The sequence below is a fragment of the Saccharopolyspora sp. ID03-671 genome (genome assembly GCF_045278815.1).
Lineage (GTDB): Bacteria > Actinomycetota > Actinomycetes > Mycobacteriales > Pseudonocardiaceae > Saccharopolyspora > Saccharopolyspora ipomoeae.
Map to the genome: position 1 here is coordinate 5,523,953 of NZ_CP134054.1, position 22,295 is coordinate 5,546,247.

General features: G+C 71.3%; 21 protein-coding genes. 14 read left to right on the forward strand and 7 right to left on the reverse strand.

The genetic code is table 11. From position 1 onward, the window contains the following. The first annotated feature begins 167 nt into the window (after positions 1-167). The gene (locus REH65_RS25670; protein WP_406689443.1) at positions 168-1,442 is read left to right on the forward strand and encodes an alpha/beta fold hydrolase; all 1,275 of its coding nucleotides are present in this window, start codon (positions 168-170) and stop codon (positions 1,440-1,442) included. Positions 1,443-1,560: 118 nt separating this feature from the next. Here REH65_RS25670 and REH65_RS25675 read toward each other — a convergent pair whose 3' ends face one another. The 3 genes from REH65_RS25675 to REH65_RS25685 all read right to left on the reverse strand — a co-directional run bounded on the left by REH65_RS25675 (position 1,561) and on the right by REH65_RS25685 (position 4,290). Next, the gene (locus REH65_RS25675) at positions 1,561-1,989 is read right to left on the reverse strand and encodes an HIT family protein (protein ID WP_406689444.1); all 429 of its coding nucleotides are present in this window, start codon (positions 1,987-1,989) and stop codon (positions 1,561-1,563) included. A 242-nt stretch (positions 1,990-2,231) separates the two neighbouring features. Beyond that, positions 2,232-3,194, reverse strand: coding sequence for an ABC transporter substrate-binding protein (locus REH65_RS25680; RefSeq protein WP_406689445.1), 963 nt, complete (start codon positions 3,192-3,194; stop codon positions 2,232-2,234). Between the two features lie 16 nt (positions 3,195-3,210). Continuing rightward, positions 3,211-4,290 (reverse strand): LLM class flavin-dependent oxidoreductase, encoded by a 1,080-nt coding sequence (locus REH65_RS25685; protein WP_406689446.1) that lies wholly within the window; start codon positions 4,288-4,290, stop codon positions 3,211-3,213. A gap of 112 nt (positions 4,291-4,402) precedes the next feature. Between REH65_RS25685 and REH65_RS25690 the strand changes: the two genes are divergently transcribed. Both REH65_RS25690 and REH65_RS25695 read left to right on the forward strand, forming a co-directional pair. Continuing rightward, entirely contained in the window at positions 4,403-4,855 is a 453-nt protein-coding gene (locus REH65_RS25690) for a cupin domain-containing protein (RefSeq protein ID WP_406689447.1), read from the forward strand. 254 nt (positions 4,856-5,109) lie between these two features. Continuing rightward, positions 5,110-5,640: a sigma-70 family RNA polymerase sigma factor gene (locus REH65_RS25695; RefSeq protein WP_281453964.1), complete on the forward strand. Its 531-nt coding sequence runs from the start codon at positions 5,110-5,112 to the stop codon at positions 5,638-5,640. Positions 5,641-5,686: 46 nt separating this feature from the next. On the opposite strand, the gene REH65_RS25700 is transcribed toward REH65_RS25695, so the two are convergent. Then, positions 5,687-7,510 carry an Hsp70 family protein gene (locus tag REH65_RS25700; RefSeq protein WP_406689448.1) on the reverse strand — a complete coding sequence of 608 codons (1,824 nt, stop codon included), beginning with the start codon at positions 7,508-7,510 and terminating at the stop codon, positions 5,687-5,689. Between the two features lie 147 nt (positions 7,511-7,657). On the opposite strand from REH65_RS25700, the gene REH65_RS25705 reads away from it, so the two are divergent. Genes REH65_RS25705 through REH65_RS25715 form a run of 3 tightly spaced genes read left to right on the forward strand, consistent with a single transcriptional unit; the run spans position 7,658 to position 10,688 of the window. Continuing rightward, the gene (locus REH65_RS25705) at positions 7,658-8,206 is read left to right on the forward strand and encodes a hypothetical protein (RefSeq protein ID WP_281453962.1); all 549 of its coding nucleotides are present in this window, start codon (positions 7,658-7,660) and stop codon (positions 8,204-8,206) included. Then, positions 8,197-8,862 (forward strand): response regulator transcription factor, encoded by a 666-nt coding sequence (locus tag REH65_RS25710; RefSeq protein ID WP_281453961.1) that lies wholly within the window; start codon positions 8,197-8,199, stop codon positions 8,860-8,862. Before REH65_RS25705 ends, REH65_RS25710 begins: the two co-directional genes overlap by 10 nt. Positions 8,863-8,867: 5 nt before the next feature. Beyond that, positions 8,868-10,688, forward strand: coding sequence for a hypothetical protein (locus REH65_RS25715; protein WP_406689449.1), 1,821 nt, complete (start codon positions 8,868-8,870; stop codon positions 10,686-10,688). Here REH65_RS25715 and REH65_RS25720 read toward each other — a convergent pair. Further along, positions 10,666-11,607: a sensor histidine kinase gene (locus REH65_RS25720; protein ID WP_406689450.1), complete on the reverse strand. Its 942-nt coding sequence runs from the start codon at positions 11,605-11,607 to the stop codon at positions 10,666-10,668. The genes REH65_RS25715 and REH65_RS25720 overlap by 23 nt on opposite strands. A gap of 152 nt (positions 11,608-11,759) precedes the next feature. Here REH65_RS25720 and REH65_RS25725 point away from each other — a divergent pair, with 152 nt between their 5' ends. The 7 genes from REH65_RS25725 to REH65_RS25755 all read left to right on the forward strand — a co-directional run bounded on the left by REH65_RS25725 (position 11,760) and on the right by REH65_RS25755 (position 19,368). Then, complete coding sequence (locus REH65_RS25725) at positions 11,760-12,890, forward strand: 4-oxalomesaconate tautomerase (RefSeq protein ID WP_406689451.1); 1,131 nt, start codon at positions 11,760-11,762, stop codon at positions 12,888-12,890. A 130-nt stretch (positions 12,891-13,020) separates the two neighbouring features. Further along, the gene (locus REH65_RS25730) at positions 13,021-14,043 is read left to right on the forward strand and encodes an amidohydrolase family protein (RefSeq protein ID WP_406689452.1); all 1,023 of its coding nucleotides are present in this window, start codon (positions 13,021-13,023) and stop codon (positions 14,041-14,043) included. Positions 14,044-14,071: 28 nt separating this feature from the next. Then, positions 14,072-14,755: a 4-carboxy-4-hydroxy-2-oxoadipate aldolase/oxaloacetate decarboxylase gene (ligK, locus tag REH65_RS25735; RefSeq protein WP_406689453.1), complete on the forward strand. Its 684-nt coding sequence runs from the start codon at positions 14,072-14,074 to the stop codon at positions 14,753-14,755. After that, positions 14,745-15,656: an amidohydrolase family protein gene (locus REH65_RS25740; protein ID WP_406689454.1), complete on the forward strand. Its 912-nt coding sequence runs from the start codon at positions 14,745-14,747 to the stop codon at positions 15,654-15,656. Before ligK ends, REH65_RS25740 begins: the two co-directional genes overlap by 11 nt. A gap of 29 nt (positions 15,657-15,685) precedes the next feature. Then, the gene (locus tag REH65_RS25745; protein WP_406689455.1) at positions 15,686-17,032 is read left to right on the forward strand and encodes an MFS transporter; all 1,347 of its coding nucleotides are present in this window, start codon (positions 15,686-15,688) and stop codon (positions 17,030-17,032) included. 9 nt (positions 17,033-17,041) lie between these two features. Beyond that, positions 17,042-18,040 (forward strand): VOC family protein, encoded by a 999-nt coding sequence (locus REH65_RS25750; protein ID WP_406689456.1) that lies wholly within the window; start codon positions 17,042-17,044, stop codon positions 18,038-18,040. 8 nt (positions 18,041-18,048) lie between these two features. Then, on the forward strand, positions 18,049-19,368 hold the full coding sequence (locus tag REH65_RS25755) for an MFS transporter (RefSeq protein WP_406689457.1): 1,320 nt from the start codon (positions 18,049-18,051) through the stop codon (positions 19,366-19,368). Here the strand turns inward: REH65_RS25755 and REH65_RS25760 are convergent. Together REH65_RS25760 and REH65_RS25765 are read right to left on the reverse strand one after the other, a co-directional pair. After that, positions 19,322-19,897 (reverse strand): thiamine pyrophosphate-dependent enzyme, encoded by a 576-nt coding sequence (locus REH65_RS25760; RefSeq protein WP_406689458.1) that lies wholly within the window; start codon positions 19,895-19,897, stop codon positions 19,322-19,324. The genes REH65_RS25755 and REH65_RS25760 overlap by 47 nt on opposite strands. Further along, positions 19,897-20,328 carry a thiamine pyrophosphate-binding protein gene (locus REH65_RS25765; RefSeq protein ID WP_406689459.1) on the reverse strand — a complete coding sequence of 144 codons (432 nt, stop codon included), beginning with the start codon at positions 20,326-20,328 and terminating at the stop codon, positions 19,897-19,899. Before REH65_RS25765 ends, REH65_RS25760 begins: the two co-directional genes overlap by 1 nt. 843 nt (positions 20,329-21,171) lie before the next feature. On the opposite strand from REH65_RS25765, the gene REH65_RS25770 reads away from it, so the two are divergent. After that, positions 21,172-22,191, forward strand: a complete 1,020-nt coding sequence (locus REH65_RS25770; protein WP_406689460.1) for an MFS transporter — start codon at positions 21,172-21,174, stop codon at positions 22,189-22,191. Positions 22,192-22,295 lie beyond the last annotated feature (104 nt).

The window sequence follows — 22,295 nt, forward strand, 5'->3', positions numbered from 1 at the left end:
CTGACACGCGGTCAGGCACCGCGGCCTGCCGTTCTCGCCGCACTTCCGCGGCCCGTTCCCAGCACTCGTGGGCGAACGACCTCATCCGGTCGTTCGCCCACCCGGTCACGCTCAACTCGGGGGGAGTCATGCGTGCGTTCAGGAGGTCGTGGGGGCGCGCTCTCGCGATGATCACCGCTGTCCTGGCCGTGCCGGCGATCGTCCCGCCGGCCGCTGCCGGTCCTGCTGTCGAGGACGCGCGGGACTTCGGCACACCGACCCGGTCGTCCGGCAAGACCTGCCCCTTCGTCGGTGAGCTGCCCGTGCGGCTCCCGGCGGTGACCGTGCCCGCGAGCACCGTGCCCGCGCTGCCGGAACCGTCGGTGCCCAGCACGATCCACGCCGAGCTGTGCATGAGCGAGGCCGCGCGAGCCCGCGCGGCGGCCGGTGGTGCGCCACCCGCTGTGCTGCTGCTCGTGCACGGGCTCACCTACGGGACCTGGTACTGGGACTCGCCGTTCCAGCCCGGTAGGTACTCGACCGTCAACCGCCTGGTCGAGCACGGGTACGCGACGCTCAACATCGACCGGGTCGGCGCGGGTCGCAGCGGTCACCCGCTGAGCGCGCTCATCACCCCCGACGCGGCGGCGGAGACGGGCCACCAGCTCATCGCCCGGCTCCGCGGTGGTGATGTCGGTGGAACTCGGTACCCCCGAGTCGGTCTCGTCGGTCACTCCTACGGCACGGCCGTGGTCTGGTTGGAGAGCGCGCTCCACAACGACGCCGATCTCGTCATCGGAACGGGCTACAGCAACAGGTTCCGGCTCGAACAGGGCGTGAACCTGCTGTCCACGATGCTGCCCGCAGCGCTGCACCCCGTGCTGCCGCCGGCGCCCTGGAAGGCCGATCCCGGCTACCTCGCCTCGCGCCCGGGAACCCGTCCGCAGCTGCCCTTCTTCCACGAGCCCGGCACGGATCCCGCGATGCTCGCCGTCGACGACCGGCTGCAGAACCCCATGACCGCCACCGAGCCCCTCGCCCTGAGCCGCGAGTACGACGGAACGCACAAGGGGATCCGCATCCCGACGTTCCTCATCAACGGCCGGCACGACGACTTCGTGTGCGGCCCCGGCGGGTCCTCGTGCCGCACCACCGCCGGTGTCCACGCCACGCCCGAGGAGCTCGAACGCGCGGGCTCAGCGCTCGCCGACTACGAGGCCCCCGGTTTCCACCCGCACGCCTGCCTGCGCGCGGCCGTCATCCCCGCCGCCGGTCACAACACCGCCCTGCACCGCAACTCCCACCAGACCTCGGACACCATCGCCCACTTCGCGGACCAGGCCCTCGGCACCACGGGCGCCAACGCCGCCCCCTACCGCGCCACGTGCACCGCCCGCCCCAGCACGGCCGCGGACACCCTGCCCGACCTCACCAGGCTCATCCCCGACCTCCTGCCCCAGTGACCCGTTCGTGGGTCCTCCCGTCGAAAACCCCGGTTTTCATCGCGCGAAAACCGGGGTTTTCGACCGATGAAAACCGGGGTTTTCGACCGATGAAAACCGGGGTTTTCGACATCGGGGGTTAGTTGAGGGCGTTGGCGAGGCGGTTGCCGAGGTCGGTGAGGAGGTTCGCGTCGCCCGGGACGTGGGGCTTCCAGGGGAGGGTGAGGGTGTCGTGGGACTTGTCCCGGTAGCGCGGGATGACGTGGAGGTGGAAGTGGAAGACCGACTGCCAGGCGGCTGAGCCGCAGCAGTTGAGGAGGTTGACGCCGTCGGCTCCGAACTCCTCCGCCGCCACCTTCGCGATGCGCTGACCGGCGAGGGTGACGGCGGTGAGGTCGTCGGCGGGGATGTCGAACAGGTCCTGGCTGTGCCGCTTCGGGATGACCAGCAGATGCCCGTCCGAGGCCGGGTGGATGTCCATGAACGCCAACGTCGTCTCGTCCTCGGCCACCTTCACGCTCGGCAGCTCACCGGCCACGATCCCGCAGAACACGCACGCATCACTCATGCGCCCGAGGCTATCGGTCCGATCCCGGGCCATCCCGGGACTGCTCCCGCCGCGGGGCGGCACTTCGCCACCCGGCCCGTGATGTCCCGCTGGGGTCACGTCGTGCCGCCCGCGCTCCTGATCGGCATCGGCCTGACGATTCGCGGGAGGCACGTTCGGTCCGTGAACGCGGGAGAGGACGGATTGCTCCCGCAATCCGGACCCCTGATTGCGGGAGCAATCCGTCGCCGCGTGGCGGCGGGTCAGGGCTTTTGCAGGGAACCGTCCACGTAGTCGTGGAGGTTCTTCCGGCCTTGGAGGACCCCTGCCCGGGTCCAGGTGTCGTAGGTGGTTTGGAGCTGGTCGGCGAAGGCGCCGTCCACCGGGATTCGGCGGTAGGACGTCTGTTCCGCTCGGATCTGGGCGGCGATCTCGACGGGTTGGCGGGCGAAGCCGGAGTACCAGTCGTCGAACGCCGAGGGGTTCCGCTGGGCCCAGGTGTAGCTCCGGTCGACCCGGTCGGCGAAGTCGGCGATGGCTTGGCGCTTGGCGGGGTCGGTGAGGGACTTGTCCGTGGCGGACAGGACGCTGAGTCCGCTGTTGATGCCCGTGCCGTCGGTGAGGACCCTGGCGCCGAGCTCGCCCCGGGTTCGGGCCGCGTAGACGCCCCAGGTGGCCCAGGCGTCGATGCTGCCGGTGGAGAACGCGGAGCTCGCGTCCGTCGGCGACAGGTAGTTCAGCGTCGCGTCGGACTCGCTGAGCCCGGCCTGCTTGAGCGCGCCGAGGACCAGGTAGTGGGCGACGCTGCCTCGGGTGCTGGGCGAGATGCGCTTGCCCTTGAGGTCCGCGAGCGTGCGGATCGGGCTGTCCTTCGGGACCAGGACGTAGGTGCCCTTGCCGCCGTTGTTCCAGGCCGCGACCGCCTTGATCGCCGAGCCTCCGGCGATCGCGGCGACCGTCGGGGAGTCGGCGGCGGAGCCGATGTCGACGGCGTCGGCGCGCAGCGCCTCGTGCAGGTTGGCCGCGGCCGGGAAGCGGGCCCACTCGATCTCGTAGGGCAGGTCGTCGAGGAGTCCGGCAGCGCGCAGGCGGGACTCGGTTTCGCCGGTCTGGTCGCCGACCCTCAGCACCGGCTTGTCCGCACCCGAACCGCAGGCGGCGAGCGGGAGGACGGTGGCGAGCAGGGCGACGAGCACGGCGAGGCGTGCGGGGAGGGAGGACAACACCGGGTTCCTTTCCGGGTCAGCGGTTCGCGAGTTCCTGGCGGACCAGCGGCAGCAGGTCGCGGCCCCAGTCGACGACGTCCTCCAGCGGCTCGTAGCCGCGGATCAGCAGCGTCGTGACCCCGATGTCGACGTAGTCCAGCAGCGCCTCGGCGACCGTCTCCGGGCTGCCGACCAGGGCAGTCGAGTTCCCGGCCGCACCGGTGGCCCGGGCCGGGGCCGTCCACAGCGCGCGGTCGTGGACCTCGCCCCTGCCGGCCGCGTCGAGCAGCCGCTGCGAGCCCACGCCGCGCTCGGCGGCCGGGAACGCCAGCATCGCGCCCGACTCGCCGGACGTGCGCGAGGTGATCGTGTTGAGGATGCCGTGCGCGCGCTCCCACGCCTCGGCGTCGGTGCGGCCGATGATCGGCCGGAACGACACCGAGAAGCCCAGGTCGTCGGGGTTGCGGCCGTGCTCGGTGGCGGCCTTGCGGACCGCGGCGATCTGCTCGGCGGTCTCGGCCAGCGGCTCGCCCCACAGGGCGAAGACGTCGGCGTGCTTGCCGCCGACCCGGTAGGCGTCGGCCGACGAGCCGCCGAAGTAGATCGGCAGGGCGCCGTTGACCGGCTTGACCTCCGAGCGGGCGCCCGCGAGGCGGTAGAACTCGCCCTCGTGGTCGACGGGCTCGTCCGACGCCCAGACCCGGCGGACGACGTCGAGGTACTCGTCGGTGCGGCGGTAGCGGGCCGCCTTGTCCGCGTAGTCGCCGTCGCGCCGCTGCTCGGTGTCGCTGGCACCGCTGATGACGTGCACCGCCAGCCGCCCGCCGATCAGCTGGTCCACCGTCGCCAGCTTGCGGGCCGCCAAGCTCGGAGCGACGAAACCCGGCCGGTGCGCGAGCAGGAACCCGAGCCGCTCGGTGTGCGCGGCGGCGTAGCTCGCCACGGCGAAACCGTCGGCGTCCCACGAGTGGTAGCCGATCAGGACCCGGTCGAACCCGGCCTCCTCGTGGGCCTGGGCGAACCGGCGGAGGTAGTCGCGGTCGACGGCCGGCCCGGAAGGCGGGCGGATCTCCGAGGTGTCGGCGGTGCGGATCATCCCCACGAACTCGACGGCCATCCGATGCTCCGATCTTGCTTCCCACATTGCGAAAAGAACGTTCCACAAGCTAGGGACGTGGCAGGCTGTGGGGCAAGCCCGACCACTATGTAGGAACAGCTAGGAGAGCTCCTTGGCAGGCAACGACGAACGGCGCGACGGCACCGCGGACTGGCACCAGAAGCTCGAGCACATCCGGGGCGGGGCGCTGAGCTCCGACACCAACCAGACCTCCGGGATGCGCCGGTTCGAGGCCATCTCCGGCACGACCGTCGGCTCCGAGAAGCTGTGGATGGGACGCACCCACGTCGGCCCGGCTACCAACTCCGGCGACCACCACCACGGGGAGGCCGAGACCGCCATCTACGTCGTGTCCGGGCACCCGGTGTTCGTCTTCGCCGAAGGCGAGGAGGAGGTCCGCGTCGAGACCGAGCCCGGCGACTACATCTTCGTCCCGCCCTACGTCCCGCACCGCGAGGAGAACCCCGACCCCGCCGAGGAGGCCGTCGTGGTCATCGCCCGCAGCACGCAGGAGGGCATCGTGGTGAACCTGCCGAGCCTGTGGGCCGAGGTCGACCGGGGGTGATCGCCCCCACGCGTATCCGGCGGCGGGAGCGCGCGTTGAACCCGATGACGCGCCTCGTCGTCGGGCGGGCGCGGTCGTCGGGTGGGGGATAGCCCTACCGCGATCTGCGGGGCAGCCTCCCTCGAAAGTGCGGGACAGCACCGGGGAACGGAGGGACAGACCCGACGACTCCCCTCGCGAAACGCGAAAGCATTCCTCTTAAGACACGGCCGGGCAGGGCTTCCCGGATCACCCGTCGAGAGAGGAACAGCGCAATGGACACCAAGAACGCCATTCGGCCCGTCGCCACCGACATGGACGGTGTCATTCGCGAGCACGGAGCCGCGCTGCTCTCCTACGCCACCCGGCTCACCGGTGACCGCTACCTGGCCGAGGACATCGTGCAGGAGACCTGGCTGCGGGCCTGGCGGCACGCCGACCGGCTGTCCAACGGCAACGGGTCCGTGCGCGGCTGGCTGCTGCGGGTCGCCCACAACGTGGCCGTCGACCAGCACCGCAGCCGCAAGGCCCGGCCCACCGAGGTCGCCTTCGAAGGCGAGGACCTGGCCAACAAGGCCGTGCAGTCCGCGCCGAGCGACGAGGTGGAGAGCCGGATGGTCGTCGACGAACTCCTCGACCACCTGTCCCCGGCCCACCGCAGCGCCGTCGTCGAGGTCTACGTCACCGACCGCACCACGGCCTCCGCCGCGACCCACCTCGGCGTCCCGGTCGGCACCGTGAAGAGCCGCCTGCACCACGCCATCCGATCGCTCCGCACCCGCTTCGCCACCCCGATGGCGGCCTAGGCGCTGGTGGGGCGTGCGGCGGAGCCGCGCCCTCTTCCGCCAGTCCTCAGCTCAAGGCGTTGCAGGGGGTCGCGTCGTGGACTTCGGCCTCGACCCGGACGTTGGCGAAGGTGATGTCCATCCGGCGCTGGGACCAGACCAGGAACGGGGTGTTGACGCGCTTCGGGTCCAGGCCGCCGTCGACGAAGCAGGCCAGCGGGATCTTGACCGTGGCGCGCTGCTCCGGCGGCATGTTCGCGAACAGGTGGCTCGCGGGAACCTCGGAGCGGCAGGGGTATTCGCAGTGCATGCCGATCTTGGTGGTGTCCCCGACCGGCGGCGCGTGCACGACGGCGTCGAAGACCAGCGCCCCGTCGTTGGCGGAGTAGGGCGTGAGGTCGAGCGGGCCGCGGGGGCTGTTGGTCTGCAGGTAGACCTGGGCGGGTTTGTCGTCCAGCCAGGACACCCGGAGTCCCTTGTTGACGGGGTCGTCGACCGCCTTGATGGCCGTTCCCTGCTCGGTGCCCTCGTCGAAGATGTAGGAACCGCCCCAGTTCGCGTCCGAACCGAGATAACCGGCGAAAGGCTCCAGCGTCTTGCCGTCGAAGACCTTCAGCGGACCGTCCGGAGCGGCGGGCTTCTGGGCGACCGCGTCCGGCGGCGTCGTCCCGGGCCCGCCCTGGCCGGTGGCGTAGATCGTGGCGGCGACGCCGACGACCAGCGCGGCCGCCGTCGCCAGCGCGGGAACCAGCCAAGGTCTGCGCTTGCGCTGCGAAGTGCTCGGAACCTCTTGAGCTGCAACGGATTCGGCGCTCGCCTCCGGGGCGGGGGCCGGGCGCGGCTGCGTTGCGGTGCGGGCGGCGCCCAGCGCCACGGTGAACTTCGGGTGCAGCGTGACCCGGACCGGCTTGTTGAACTCCTCCGAGAGCATCTGCGCCACCAGCGGAACCCGCGACGAACCCCCGGCCAGCAGCACCGCCGAGAGGTCCTCCGCGCGCAGCCCGGCCGACGCGGTGGTGCGGTGCAGGGCCTCGGTGGTCAGCTGCACCGACGGCCGGATCATCTCGTTGAACTCCAGCCGCGTGACCGTCACGCCGCGCGGCCCCGACGGCAGCGGGATCGTCAGGTGCACGTCCGGCTCGGTGGACAGCTCCTCCTTGGCGCGCACGCACATCGCCTGGATGGTGCCCAGCGCGGAGGCCGCGCGCGGATCGCTGGTGTCCAACCGCCCGATCGCGCCGCCCAGCTTCTGGTCGATGTGGGCCAGCAGCGCCTCGTCGAAGTCGATGCCGCCGAGGTGCTCGATGCCCTCCGGCGTGCCCAGGATCTCCATCCTGCCGCCGCGCATCCGCAGGATCGTGGTGTCGAACGTGCCGCCGCCGAGGTCGTAGACGGCCACGACTTCGCCGTCCTCCAGCCTGCGCTCGGTGGAGTAGTGCGTCGCGGCCGCCTCCGGCTCGGTGATGAGCCGGAAGTCCTCCACACCGGCCAATCTCGGCACCTCGGTGAAGTGCTCCTGCCGGTACGGTCCCCAGATCGCCGGGTAGGTCAGCGCGACCGAATCGGGTGCAGCGCCCATCTCGGCGGTGACGGCGTCCAGGACGGAGCGCAGCTGCGCGGCCATCAGCGCTGCGGGGGAGTAGGCGGACCCGCCGAGCACCAGCGGCGTGGGATCGCCGAGCCTGCGCTTGAAGTTCCGCGCCACCTGGGAAGCATCGGACACCGAGTCCAGAGCGGACTTCCCGGTCAGCAGCGTCCCGTCCGGGGCCGGGTGCGCAACGGACGGGATGACCACCTCCGGCGACAACGACACCATGCGGGTCCCGCCCGGGCCGCTGACCGCAGCCGAGGTGAACGAAGTCCCGAGGTCGATGCCAACGCCGTAACGCACCTTGTGTGCTCCCTTCGCGTCAGCAAAAGATAATCACAACTCCAGTCTCGTCAAGACTAGGCGAGTCGCGCCAGGGGAGGGATAGCCCTACCTCCGCAACGGGCTGGCACCCTTTTGCCACGCGTCCGCGTGCGCGAGGCTGGGACGATGGTCGGGAGTGCGGGCAGGTACGACGTGGGCGGCAGGCGGCTGCTGCCCGGATGGCTGCGCGTGCCCGGCCGCGGTGCCGCCGAGCACCGCTTCGAGCTCGAACGCGCGCTCAACGACGGCCCCGCGGCGGGTCTCTCGGCGCTGGCGGTCGAGCTCGACCTGTTCTCGGCGATGGTGGGTGACCTGCGGCTCACCTCCCGCGTGGAGGTGCTGCGCGAGCGGGTCTACGTGCTCATCGAGAACCTGCGCCAGCTCGGCGGAGCCCTCCACCCGCCGGTGCTCACCGAGGGCCTGGAACCGGCCTGCGTGTCGGTGGCCGAGCGCTACGACCTGCGGATCAAGCTCGACCTGCCGGAGCACGACCTGGACGCGCAGGCCCGGATGCGGACCGGTCTCCTGGTCGCCGATCACCTGCGTACGCTGGAGCCCGGTACGACCGTGCGGGTACGAGTGCGAGGCAGGAGGGTCGTGCGGGTGCGCATCACCGAGCAGCGACCGGGTTCGTCGGTCCGGCGGAACTTGCGGGCGGTGCTGCTGTGCGGGTAGCCATCGCCGAGGACGGCGCGCTGTTCCGAGAAGGACTGGTCCTGCTGCTGCAGGCGGCCGGCCACGAGGTCGTCGGCTGCGTCGGCGACGGCGACTCGCTGCTGGGGATCGTGGCCACCGAGCAGGTGGACGTCGCGGTGCTCGACATCCGCATGCCGCCGGAACCCGACGGCGGGCTGACCACCGCCGAGAAGATCCGCGCCCGGAGCCCCGAGACCGGCCTGCTGCTGCTGTCGCACTACGCCGAGACGCACTACCTGATGCGGGTCCTGGAGATCGGCGCCGAGCGCATCGGCTACCGGCTCAAGGAGCGCGTCGCGGGCGTGCAGGTGCTCGCCGACACCCTGGACCGGATCGCGGCCGGTGAGATCGTCATCGAGCCGACTCTGGCGAAACGCCTGGTCGAGGCGCCGTCGAAGCGCGCCGACAGCCCGATCTCGACGTTGACCGAGCGGGAGCTGGACGTGCTGCGGCTGATGGCCGAGGGGCACGCCAACAACGCGATCGCCAAGGAGCTGTTCGTGTCCCCGAAGGTCGTGGAGAAGCACACCGCGTCGATCTTCACCAAGCTCGGCCTGCCCCGCGACCAGGCGATGCACCACCGCAGGGTCCTCGCCGTGCTCGCCTACCTGAGGTCGAGCCGGATCGAGAGCTAGGCCGCATGCGCAAGAACCGGCGTCCGCACGAGCTCGTCACGTCCGTCCCGCAGGACCGCTTGGCCGACGAGCTGGTGGGCCAGTTGGCCCGCACCGTGGGCGGCCAGGCGGCCTACTGCGTTCCCGCCGCCGACCGGCCGGAGGGCTTCGAGGTCGTCGCCGCCTCGTCGCAGTCGATCCACACTGGACCGGATCGCGATTCGTTTCGGGAACCCGTGCGCGGCGGGGGAGTTCTGCTGGTCGCCGGGGCGCGGCGCTGGGGCGCCAAGGAGCAGGCGGCGGTGCGCGAGACCGCGGGCTGGCTCGCCGTGACCTCCGACGTGGACCGGCTGCGGGCCGACCACGACGAAGCCGACGAGCGGTTCCGCGCGCTGCGCGCCGAGGTCACGGCCGCGCGCGAGCGGCTCGCGCACGTGCGCGACCTGGAGCGGCGCAGGCTGGTCCGCTCGATCACCACCTCGACGTTGCGCGATCTCGACGACTTGCGCCGCAGGTTGCGGGGTTTCGGCGAGCAGCTCGCCGAAGGCGGTGAGATGGCGCGGATCGCCGAGATCGGGGTCGCGGTGGACGAGATGCTCGACACGTTCCGGACCGTCGTGCGCGGCGTCTACCCCGCGATGCTGCCGGACAAGGGCCCGCAGGCAGCGCTGGAGGAGCTGGCGGCGACGCTGCCGCACCCGGTGCGCTTCACCGGCGACCTGGGCAGGCGCGTGGGCTGGCAGATCGAATCCGGTTTCTACCACGCGGTCGCGGCGGTGCTGAACCTGCTGGCAGGCGACGGCATCCACCGCGACGACCCTGCCGTGGCGGTGGAGTTCGGTCGCGAGGAGGAGCTGCGCGCCCGGCTGCGCACCGACGTCGGCGTCCTGTCGGCGGCGGACCTGCGAGCCGCGCTGCACCAGGACGCCGAGCGGATCGCGGTGCTGGGCGGGGCGCTGGAGTGCGCGGTGACCGACGGTGCCGCGGTGGTGTCGGTGCGGCTGGCGGACCGGACGAGCTCGGCGATCACCTCCCAGGGCGAGGGCAGCGCCCTGTTCCAGCGGGTCACCGACCTGGTCAAACAAGGGCAGGAGGCCGCCGGTGCCGGACCGGCCCGCGCCCGCTGGGACGCCATCGCGGCGCGGCTGGTGCAGCCGCCGCGGCTGGCCGTGGTCGCCGACGCCGACGGCGCCGACCCCTCCGAGCTCGACAGCGCCTCGCTGCTCGGCGTGACCGTGGTGTTCGCCGAGGGACCGGCCGACCGCGAGCTGGCCGAGGAGCTGCTGGCCGACGACGGCCCGCGCGGCTCGGTCGACGCGGTGCTGTGCCGGGTCCCGCCCGTGCCGGAGTTCCGGGCGGCGCTGCGCCGGGCCGCGCAGCGGGTGGAGATCTCGGAGTCGTCGTGCGCGGACGACGTCGCGCGCAGGCTGGTCACCTGGGCCCCGGTGCTCGCCGCGCGGCGGGCGATCACCTCCGCTCGCGCGCTGCTACCGGGGCTGCCCGCCGATCACCCGCTGCGCTGGTCGGTGGACCGGATCGCCGCAGAGGCGCACGAGATCACCGAACTCGACCTGCTCGACGAGCTGCTGAGCGGGGAGACGCGCCTGTTGCGCGGGGTCGCCGACGACGCCGCGCGACTGCTCGGCGCCGAGGGCACCGACCCGCGCTCGCGGCTGGGCCTGGAACCGGAGGCCAACGACGAGCAGGTGTCGGTGGCCGCGCAGCGGGCCGCGAACCGCTGGCGGGCGCACGCGGTCCGCCCGATCACCGGCGGCCGCGACGCCTCGGTCTGCGACGTCCTGATCCGCACCGCCGAGGGACTGCTCAGCGGGGAACGCAACCGGTGATCGTGGTGCCCTGACCGGGGCTTGAGCGGATGTCGATCGTGCCGCCGACGGTGGCCATGCGGGCCGAGAGGTTCGGCAGGCGGGCGTGGGTCGCGGCGAATCCGGGGCCGTCGTCGGAGACGCCGAACTCCAGGCCGCGGGTGGTGTCGCGGACGACGACCGCGATGGCCGCGCCGGGGGCGTGCTTGTGGGCGTTGTTCACCGCTTCCAGGCACGCGAAGTACACAGTGGACTCGACCAGCGGCGGGTAGCGGCGGCGAAAACCCGTGGTGTCCAGGGTGACGTCGCTGTGCGCGGCGAGCTCGGCGGCCAGGGCGCCCGCGAGGCCCTCGGTGGACAGCGGGATCGGCAGGATGCCGGCGGCGGTGTCGGTGAGCGCCTTCTCGGCGGCGTCCAGTTTGGACTCCAGCTGGGCGAGCCGTTCCTCGGTGGCTCCGGTGTGCTCGACCAGCGCCATCGACATCTTCAGGGCGACCAGGTGGTGCTGCGCGCCGTCGTGCAGGTCGCGCTCCAGGCTCCGCCGCTCCTGCTCCATCTCGACGGTGGTGCGCCAGCGGTCGTCGACGAGTTCGCGGGCGGCGGCGTCGCCGTCGCGGCGCAGCCGGTCGGTCTCGGCGGCCAGCCGCATCGCCAGCAGCGGCGGTCCGAGCGCGGCGGCCAGGGCGTCGACGGGTCCGGCCGTTTCCGGGGCGACGGAGAGCAGCGCCTGCTCCTCGCCGTCGCAGGCGACGGGCTGGGTGTGCCACCGCTCGGCGCCGTTGCCCCACTGGTGGCGTCGGCCGGCGATGGTGAACGCGCAGCCGGTCGCGCCGAGCGCGGTGCCGACGACCTGCGCCAGGGACAGCGCGTCGGGCACGCGATCGAGGCCCGCGAGGTGGTCGGTGACAGCCTCGACGGCTCGCTTCTCCTGAGCACGCATCCCCTGAACGGTAGCCGCCCTGGCGCGGCCGGTGGGTCGCGGCTGCTCAGAAGTGGTGCGCAATATCCGCGATGAATTTTGTCGAAAGGATTGTGAACAATCCTGTCCATCGTTTAGGTTCGCTGGCACACCGACCTGAGTGAGGAGCACCGATGCCCGTCGACGCCGGTTCGCAGACCGCGATCCCGTGCCTGCTCATGAGAGGGGGCACCTCGCGAGGGCCGTTCTTCGACGAGCGCGCGCTGCCCGCCGACGCCGCCGCCCGCGACGCCGTCCTGCTGGCCGCGCTCGGCTCGCCCGACGAGCGCCAGATCGACGGCATCGGCGGCGCCCACCCGCTGACCAGCAAGGTCGGCATCGTCGCCCCCGGCACCCGGCCCGGTGTCGACGTCGAGTGGACCTTCGGCCAGATCCAGCCCGGCGGCGAGACCGTCGACGTCACCGCCAACTGCGGCAACATGCTCGCCGCGGTGCTGCCCTTCGCCCTCGAAACCGGCATCGTCGAGCCCGCCGGCGAGACCACCACCGCCCGCGTGCTCACCCGCAACACCGGCATGATCGCCGAGATCACGGTCCGCACCCCCGCCGGAGCCGACGGCACCCGGCACGTCGACTACGCAGGTCAGGCCCGCATCGACGGGGTTCCCGGCACCGCGGCGCCGATCGAGATCGGCTTCCTCGACACCGCCGGGTCGGTCGCCGGATCGCTGCTGCCCACCGGTCGGGTCCGCGACACCGTCGAGGTCGACGGGCTCGGGGCCGTCGAGGTGACGCTCATCGACAACGGCCAGCCGCTGGTGATCGTCGCCGCCGAGCGGCTCGGCGCCACCGGCTACGAGACGCCCGCCGAGATCGACGCCGACGACGCGCTCAAGGCCCGCGTCGAGGCGCTGCGCCTGGTGTGCGGGCACGCGATGGGGCTCGGCGACGTCGGCGACAGGAACTACCCGAAGATGACGCTGGTGGCCCCGCCCGCGCGCGGCGGCAGCATCAGCACCCGCAGCCTCATCCCCCGCGTCGCGCACCAGTCCATCGGCGTGCTGGCCGCCGTCACCGCCGCCACCGCCTGCGTGCTGGAGGGCAGCGTCGCCCACGACGTCGCCCGCGGCATCACCGGGACCGAGCCCACCGTGTCCGTCGAGCACCCGACCGGCGAGTTCAGCGTGACCCTCGGGCTCGACCCCGACGACCCGCAGCGGGTCGTGCGCTCGGCGCTGCTGCGCACCGCGCGGCTGCTGATGGCCGGAGACGTCTTCGTTCCGGTGGGGGCGAAGTTCTCATGAGAACTTCGCCCCCACCGGAACGGCGGAACCCGGAAAGAAGATCGATCCCCGGAGTGTCGCCGAAGGCCGAGGGGCCGATGGAAATCGGTAAATACCAGGGATTTTCGAAGTTCGAGAAGGAGCGCTTCGCGTGATCATCGACGTGCACGGTCACTACACCACCGCGCCCGAGCCGCTCGGTCGCTGGCGCGACGCGCAGGTCGCCGGGCTCGACGACCCGGCGCGGCGGCCGGACCCGGCCGGGCCGGTGATCAGCGACGACGAGATCCGCGAGTCGCTGGAGACCCAGCAGCTCAAGCTGATGGACGAGCGCGGCATCGACGTCACCGTGTTCTCGCCGCGCGCCTCGTTCATGGCTCACCACATCGGCGACTACGAGATCTCCTCGACGTGGGCCCGGATCTGCAACGACCTGTGCCACCGGGTCGCCGAGCTCTACCCGCGCCGCTTCGCCTTCGGCGCGATGCTGCCGCAATCGCCCGGCGTCGACCCGGCCACCGTGCGCGGGGAGATCGAGCGGGTCGCCGAGCTCGGGGCGGTCGCGGTCAACATCAACCCCGACCCCTCCGGCGGGCACTGGACGTCGCCGCCGCTGACCGATCGCCACTGGTACCCGGTGTGGGAGAAGCTCGTCGAGCTCGACCTGCCCGCGATGGTGCACGTCTCGACCAGCTGCAACCCGGCCTTCCACACCACCGGCGCGCACTACCTCAACGCCGACACCACCGCGTTCATGCAGCTGCTGCAGGGGGACCTGTTCGCCGACTTCCCCGAGCTGCGGCTGGTCATCCCGCACGGCGGCGGCGCGGTTCCCTACCACTGGGGGCGTTTTCGCGGGCTCGCGCAGGCGCTGGGCAAGCCCGAACCCGAGGAAGCGCTGCTGGGCAACGTCTTCTTCGACACCTGCGTCTACCACCAGCCCGGCATCGACCTGCTGCTCGACGTGATTCCGCACTCCAGCGTGCTGTTCGCCTCCGAGATGATCGGCGCCGTGCGCGGCGTCGACCCGCGCACCGGCCACCACTTCGACGACACCCGCCGCTACGTCGAGAACGCCGGGCTGTCCGCCGCCGACCTCGCCGCCGTCGAGGAGGGGAACGCCCGCCGCGCCTACCCCCGCCTGGACGCGCTGCTCACCGCCCAGGGTCGCTGAAACTCATCACCGCTGAAGGGAATTCGCAGTGCAGGAACTCGGAGTCGTCCACACCGCCGTGCAGCGCGCCGACCGCGAGGCCGTCGACGCCCTGTCGCGCTTCGGCGTGGCCACGGTGCACGAGGCGATGGGCCGGATCGGCCTGATGCGCCCCCACATCCGGCCCGTCTACGAGGGCGCGAAGGTCTGCGGCACCGCCGTCACCGTCCTGCTGCAGCCGGGCGACAACTGGATGCTGCACGTCGCCGCCGAGCAGGTGCGCGAGGGCGACGTGGTCGTCGCCGGGTGCACCACCGAATCCTCCGACGGGTTCTTCGGCGAGCTGCTGGCCACCTCTCTGCGGGCCCGGGGCGCGCGCGGGCTGATCATCGACGGCGGGTGCCGCGACGTCGACGACCTGCGCGAGATGGACTTCCCGGTGTTCTCCCGCGCGATCAGCGCGAAGGGCACCGTCAAGGCCACCCTCGGCTCGGTGAACGTGCCGGTCGTGGTCGCCAACGCGCAGGTCAACCCGGGTGATGTCATCGTGGCCGACAGCGACGGCGTGGTCGTGGTGCCCGCCGCGAAGGCCGCCGAGGTCGCCGAGGCCGCCGCCGAGCGCGAGGCGAACGAGGCCGGCAAGCGGGAGAAGTTCCAGGCGGGCGAGCTCGGCCTGGACCTCTACGGGATGCGCCCCAAGCTGGCCGAGGCGGGACTGACCTATGTCGACTGACGTGACCCCGGGCTGGCTGCCCTTCCACCCGAACCCGAGCGCGCCCGCCTTCACCGCGCCCGCCGGTGCCGTCGACGCGCACTGCCACGTCTTCGGCCCGGCCGCGCGGTTCCCGTTCGCGCCCGAGCGCAAGTACACGCCGGTCGACGCGGGCAAGGAGCAGCTGTTCGCGCTGCGCGACCACCTCGGCCTGTCCCGCAACGTCATCGTGCAGGCCACCTGCCACGGCAGCGACAACAGCGCCCTGGTCGACGCCCTGGAATCCTCCGGCGGCCGGGCGCGCGGAGTGGCCGCGGTGGACGCCGACGTCAGCGAGCAGGAACTGGAACGCCTGCACGCGGCCGGGGTCCGGGGCGTTCGGTTCAACTTCGTCAAGCGGCTCGTCGACGCCGCGCCCACCGAGGCGCTGCAGACCATCGCCGCCAAGATCGCCCCGCTGGGCTGGCACGTCGTCCTCTACTTCGAGGCCCCCGACCTGCCCGAGCTGCGGGACTTCTTCGCCTCGCTGCCGGTGACCCTGGTGATCGACCACATGGGCCGCCCCGACGTCGGCCGGGACCTGGACGACCCCGGGTTCGCCGGATTCCTCGACTTCGTCGCCGACACCGGCGCCTGGGTCAAGGTCTCCTGCCCCGAGCGCCTCACCCGGACCGGGCCACCCGCGCTCGACGGCGAGCAGCACGCCTACACCGACGTCGTGCCCTTCGCCCGCCGCGTCGTGGAGACCTTCACCGACCGCGTGCTGTGGGGCACCGACTGGCCGCACCCCAACCTCACCGACCACATGCCCGACGACGGGCTGCTGCTGGACCACGTCCGGCACATCGCCGTCACCGCCGAGCAGCAACGGGCGCTGCTCGTGGACAACCCGATGCGCCTGTACTGGCCCGACGAGGCCTGAGCGACGCCCCCTTCCCCCAGGAGACCGCAGTGCCGCACTCCGCTACGAACTCGGCCAACCGGCTCGACCGGTTGCCGATCTCGAAGTTCCACAAGACCACGATCGCCGCGCTGGCGTTCGCCTACTTCTTCGAGTTCGCCGACATCAACACCTTCGCCATCACCGCGCCCAAGGTGCGCGTGCTGTGGGGGTCCGACGTCAGCCACATCGCCTACGTGACCTCGCTGTCGTTCGTGGGCATGTTCCTCGGCTCGGTGGTGGCCGGCGGCCTCGCCGACCGCCTCGGCCGCAAGCGCACCCTGACGCTGACGACCGTGTGGTTCTCGGTGTGGTCGCTGGCCACCGTGTTCGCCTGGGACATGCTGTCGATGGGCGTGTTCCGCGTGCTGACCAGCGCGGGCCTGTCGGCGATGACCGTGGTGGCGGTGGTCTACCTCAACGAGGTGTTCCCGCGCGCGCAGCGCGGCAAGTACCAGGCCTACGTGATCATGATCGGGATCTGCGGCACGCCCGCCACCAACCTCATCGCGTCCCTGGTGGTGCCGCTCGGCGAGCAGACCTGGCGCCTGGTGTACCTGTGGGGCGCGCTGGGCGTGCTGTTCCTGCTGTTCCTGCGCGGGCTCGCCGAATCTCCGCAGTGGCTGGAGGCCCGTGGCCGCCACGACGAGGCCGAGACCGTGCTGCGAGACCTGGAGGCCCGGGCCACCGCCGAGCACGGTGAGCTGCCCGCCGCCGCGGAACCGGTCGCGGCGGAACCGGCCGCCAAGCCGAGCCTGGGGATGCTCAAGGACAAGCGGTTCCTGTTCCCGACGATCCTGCTGTCGGTCCTGTGGATCACGCAGACCATCGGTTTCTTCGGGTTCTCCTCGTGGGCGCCGACGCTGCTGGCCGCCGAGGGCGTCAGCGTCGAGGACTCCATCTTCTTCGTCGCCCTGACCACCGTCGGCGCGCCGCTCGGGTCGTTCCTGGCCGCGCAGGTCACCGACCGCTTCGAGCGCAAGTGGTGCCTGGTGGTGTTCGGCCTGATCATCGCCGTTTCCGGCCTGCTGTACGGGCTGACGTTCGTGCCGGTGATGGTCGTCGTGTTCGGCTTCATGGTGAACCTGTTCGAGCGCGGCTACACGGCCCTGGCCTACGCCTACTCGCCGGAGCTGTTCGACACCCGCGGTCGCTCGCTGGGCACCTCCATCTCCTACGGCATCGGCCGGTTGTCCAACGCCGCCGGACCGCTCATCATCGCCGCCCTCTACAGCGGTTTCGGCTACATGACGGTCTTCTACTTCATCGCGGGCACCTGGATCGTCGGCGCCCTCGCCCTCGCGATCTTCGGTCCCGCCACCCGCAAGCTCCGGCTGCAGACCCCCGAAACCGTGTGAGGAGATCCCATGACAGTTCCGGAGAACCTCTCCAGCCTCAAGCGCATGGTCGCCGACGCACCCACGCGCCCGCCGCTCGGCGACGTCGCCCACCTCGGCCACGCGCAGCTGTTCACGCCGTGCCCGCAGGACACCGTCGCGTTCTTCACCGACTTCCTCGGCCTCAGCGTCGTCGAGCGCGACGGCGAGCACACCTACCTGCGGACCTGGGACGACTACGAGCACCACAGCCTGATCGTCACCGGCCGCGAGAAGGCCGGTATCGGCCGCACCGCGCTGCGCTGCTCCTCGCCCGAAGCGCTCGAACGCCGCAAGGCCGCCGTGGAGGCCACCGGCGCGAGCGGGCGGTGGGTACGTGACGAACCGGGTGTCGGGCCGCTGTGGGTCACCGCCGACCCGGACGGCCACGAGATCGCGCTCTACTATGAAACCGACTGGTACGAAGCACCTTCCGCACCCGCGCTGAAGAACCAGCCGGAGGCCAAGCCCGGGCGCGGCGTCGGTGTCCGGCGGCTCGACCACATCAACTACCTGGCCGCCGACGTCGAGGAGTCCAGCGGGTTCCTCATCGACGCGCTCGGAGCCCGGCCCACCGAGCAGATCCGGCTCGACTCCGGCCGGATCGCGGGTCGCTGGCAGACCTTCACGCAGAAGTCCTACGACCTCGTCCACACCGAGGACTGGACCGGGTCGAGCGGCCGCCTGCACCACCTGGCCTTCGCCACCGACAGCCGCGAGGACGTGCTGCGCGCCGCCGACCTGGCCGTCGACACCGGGGTGTTCATCGAGACCGGGCCGCACAAGCACGCGATCCAGCAGACCTTCTTCCTGTACGTCTACGAGCCCGGCGGCAACCGCGTCGAGCTGTGCAACCCGCTGACCCGCCTGGTGCTGGCGCCCGACTGGCCGCTGATCACCTGGACCGAGGCCGAGCGCGAGAAGGGCCAGGCCTGGGGCCTGCAGACCATCGAGTCCTTCCACACCCACGGAACCCCCACCGTCGACTAGGAGCCACCATGTCGCAGGCCCCGTCATCACCGGAGCTGACGGCGTCCCCGATCGCGGCACGACGGCGCGTGGTCGTCGTCGCCGTGTGCTGGGCGCTGGTGCTGCTCGACGGAATCGACACGTTCATCTACGGATCCGTGCTGCCCGACATGATCGACGGAGGTCACCTCGGCCTCACCGACGCTCTGGCTGGCAACATCGGCAGCTACACCACCTTCGGCATGCTGGTGGGCACGATCCTGTCCGGCACCGTCACCCGCTGGGTCGGTCGCCGCCCGACCGTGTTCGCCTCGGTCGGGCTGTTCACGGTCGCCACCATCGGATGCGGAATCGCGCCCAGCGCAGCGGTTTTCGGTCTGTTCCGGTTGTTGTGCGGGTTCGGTCTGGGCGCGCTGCTGCCGATCGCCATCGCCTACGGCATGGAGTTCACCACCGGGGCGCGCAAGGCCCTGGCCACCGGCGTCATCATGACCGCGCACCAGGCCGGCGGCGCCATCGCACCGCTCATCGCGCTCGGTCTGGTCGAGTCCGCCGGGTGGCGGTGGGTTTTCCTCGTCAGCGCCGTTCCGGCTCTGGTCCTGCTGCCGGTGGCGTTCCGGATGCTGCCCGAGTCCCCGGCGATCCTGGCCGGTCGGGGGCGCGGCGAGGCCGCGGCCTCGGTGGCCGCGGACCACGGGCTCGACGTCGTCCGCGCGCCGGAGCGCACCGACAGGTGGGAGAGCCTCAAGGCGCTGTTCCGCGGGAGGCAGTGGCCGACCACCCTGCTGTTCTGGCTCACCTCGTTCGCCGGGTTGATGCTGGTGTACGGGGTGGGGCAGTGGCTGCCGAAGATCATGGGCGAGCTCGGCTACGAGACCGGGGATTCGCTGCTGTTCTCCACGGCGCTCAACGTCGGCGGCATCGTCGGGATGCTCGTCGCCGGACGCCTCGCCGATGCCGTCGGAGCCCGCCGCATCGTGGTGATCTGGTTCGCGCTGACCTCGGTCTTCGTCTACCTGCTGGGCGTCCACCTCCCGGTCGCGGCCCTGTACGTCGTGGTGTTCTTCGCCGGGCTGCTGCTGTTCAGCGGCCAGACGATGGTCTACGCGACGGTCGGCGCCCACCACGTTCCCGCCGACCGAGACACCGCGCTGGGCTGGGTCGCCGGGATGGGCCGCTTCGGCGCGGTCTTCGGCCCCTGGCTCGGCGGAACCCTGCTGGCAGCGGGCCACGCCGAGCTCGGCTTCGCCGCCTTCGCCCTCACCGGTGTGGTCGGCGCGGTGACGATGGCTCTGGCCACCGTCACGATCCGAGTGCTGCGGCCAGCCAGCGCTGGAACCGGTGGGTGAGCATCACCGGGTCCGCCAGGAGCTTCGGGATGTCGGCGGCGTTGCCGGGTTCGATGCGCGCGTGCAGGAAGCACGGGCCCGGCAACGCCAGCAGGCGGGTGAACTCCGCGCGCAGCGTCGCGGGGTCGTCGGCGCGGCCGACCGCCCAGCCCGCGGCCTCGGCCATCGCGCCGAGGTCGATGCTGCCGGTGTAGGTGGGCAGACCGGCGGTGGAGCCGTAGGCGCGGTTGTCCAGCAGGACCAGCAGCGCGCGGGGGCGCGTGAAGCCGCCGGTGGGCAGGACGTTCGGGTTCATCAGCAGCGAGCCGTCGCCCTCGATGCCGATCACCTTCTCGACGGGGGAGTCCTCGACGGCCATAGCCAGGCCGGTCGTCACCGATCCGGCCAGGCCCATCGAGTCGAGCAGGTAGAGGTGGTTGTCGCGGTCGGCGATCGAGGCGAGTTCGCGGCTGGTGGCCGCGCAGGTCACCACGACCGGGCGGTTCTCGGTGAGCTCGACGAGGTGCTGCAGGGCTTCGAGGCGGCGCATCAGGCGACCTTCCCGTCGGTGTTCCAGAAGGAGGCGAGCACGACGACCGGCCGGTAGGTCATCCGCGCGTGCGCGCCGGCCTCGGCGGTGGTGTCGTGCCAGTCCTGCGGCGACGAGCGGCGGTCCAGCTCGAACACGGGCACCCCGACGGTCCGCAGCAGCTCGGGCGCGTGCCCGCTGATCGAGTGGATCATCGAGTTGTACTCGCCGAGCCCACCCCGCGTGTTCGCGAAGATCAGCAGCGGCAGGTGGTAGGCCAGCGAGAACGTGGTCAACGCGGTGAGCGCGTTCCCGAACCCGTTGTCCTGCATGACGACAGCCCCGAAACGCCCCGCCAGCGGCAACGCTCCCATCACCCCCACGGCCTCCTCCTCGCGGGACAAGGGCGTCACCCGCCGCGACACCCCGTCCGCACCCCCATCGGAAGCCACCAAGGCCTCCACCACAGGAGCCACGGTCACCGAAGGCACGTACCCCACCCGCTGGACCCCAGCCCCCCAAATCCCCTCAGCAACCCCCTCGGCATACCCCACCATCACCCACTCCTTCCAAAACCCAAAACCCGTCGGAGCCCTGTGCTCTGAGCGCAGGGCTCGGGGCCCAGAGCTCAGTGCCCGTCTGAACCCCGAACGAATCCGAATCCCGCTCCGCACGAACCACTCACCACGCTCCCACCCCGAACGCCACCCCCAGAACCCCGAACGCCACCCCCAGAACCCCGAACGCCACCTCTCCGCACTCATCGCCTCATGTCGAAAACCCCGGTTTTCGCGTGGATGAAAACCAGGGTTTTCGACGCTGCGGGTGAGGTTCGGGCGTGGGCAGGGGACAGTTTTCGCCAGAATTGTCCAGACAAAACGGACATGATCATGGGGCAGTTTGGGCTAAAACTGCCCCCTGCCCACGCTCCGCGCACTCCGGACCACCCACACCGAGACCTTCGACCGTTCGTCGGATGGTGGGGGTCGGTGAGGCCGAGTAACTTGCTAAGTGATTTTAGTGGTTACATGCGAGGGGGGCTGTGGAGGAAAGGGCGGGGGAGTGGAGCGGGTGGAACACCGCGGTGCTGGTGGTGTTCACCGCTGTGACGAACCTGGCCGACGGGGTGCTGAAGATGGCGTTGCCGCTGGCGGCGGCGTCGTTGACCGGGTCTCCGGGCTTGGTGGCGGCGGTGTCGATGTCGTTGACGCTGCCGTGGCTGCTCGCGGCGCTGCACGTGGGAGTGCTGGTCGACCGGTTCGATCGGCGGCTGCTGCTGTGGGCTCGCGAACGGGATGCGGTTGCTGACGCTGGCCGCACTGCTCGCCGCCTGGTTCACCGCCGGCGTGACGCTGCCGTTGCTGCTGGTCGGAGGGCTGGTGCTCGGGGTGGCGGAGGTGATCGCGCTGACCTCGGCGATGGCGTTGACGCCCACCGCGGTCGGCCCGAGCTGGCGGGAACGGGCCAACGCGTGGATCACCGGGGCCGAGGCCGTGTGCAACGAGTTCTGCGGCCCGCTCGTCGGCGGACTGCTCGTCGCCGTCGGCAGCGCCTTCGCGCTGGGGGCCACGGCGGCCGGATACGTGCTGGCCACGGTCGTGCTGATGTTCCTGGCCGGACGCTTCCGGGTTCCTCGCGCGCCGGAACCGGTCAGCGTGACCAGCCGGATCGGCGAGGGCCTGCGCTACCTGTGGCGGCACCGACTGCTGCGGTTGATGGCGCTGGTGCTGACCGTGCTGTGCTCCTGCTGGGGAGCGTGGCTCGCGCTGATGCCGCTGATGGCCACCACGACGCTGGGCCTGAACCCCCGCGAGTACGGGTTGCTGCTGAGCGCGCTCGGTGTCGGAGGACTCGTCGGCGCGCTGACCGCGACCACCGTGAACCGCCTCATCGGGCGCCGCTGGGCGCTGTTCGCCGATCTCCTCGGCACGTTCGCGATGGTGATCGCCCCGGTGGTCACCACCGAGCTGTGGGTGCTGGCCGGCGGCGCGTTCCTCGGCGGCATGGGTGGCACGCTCTGGGCGGTCAACGCGCGCACGCTGGCTCAGCGGCTCGTGGAGCCCGAGATGATGGGCCGGTACAGCGCTGTGGCGAGGCTCTTCAGCTGGGGAGCGATGCCAGTCGGGGCGGGTGCGGTCGGTGTGCTCGCCGAACTCCTCGGGATGCGGGCTGCTTTCGTCGTCTTCGCGCTCACGGTGCTGCTCACCATCCCGCCGTTCCTGCGCACCGTGACCCCGGCGGTTCTGAACGCCCGGGAAGATCGCTTTTCGGAGAAAAATGTTCCGGTTTGTTCGGCGAAAAATGCTGCGGAATAGTACTAAGCGGAGGTGTCGTCGTCGAAATCGTTGGCGTGCAGTCGGTTCTGATGCGGAGGTCTGGACATCCCGTGGTGCGCGTGTCAGAGTCCTCGCCACGCTCG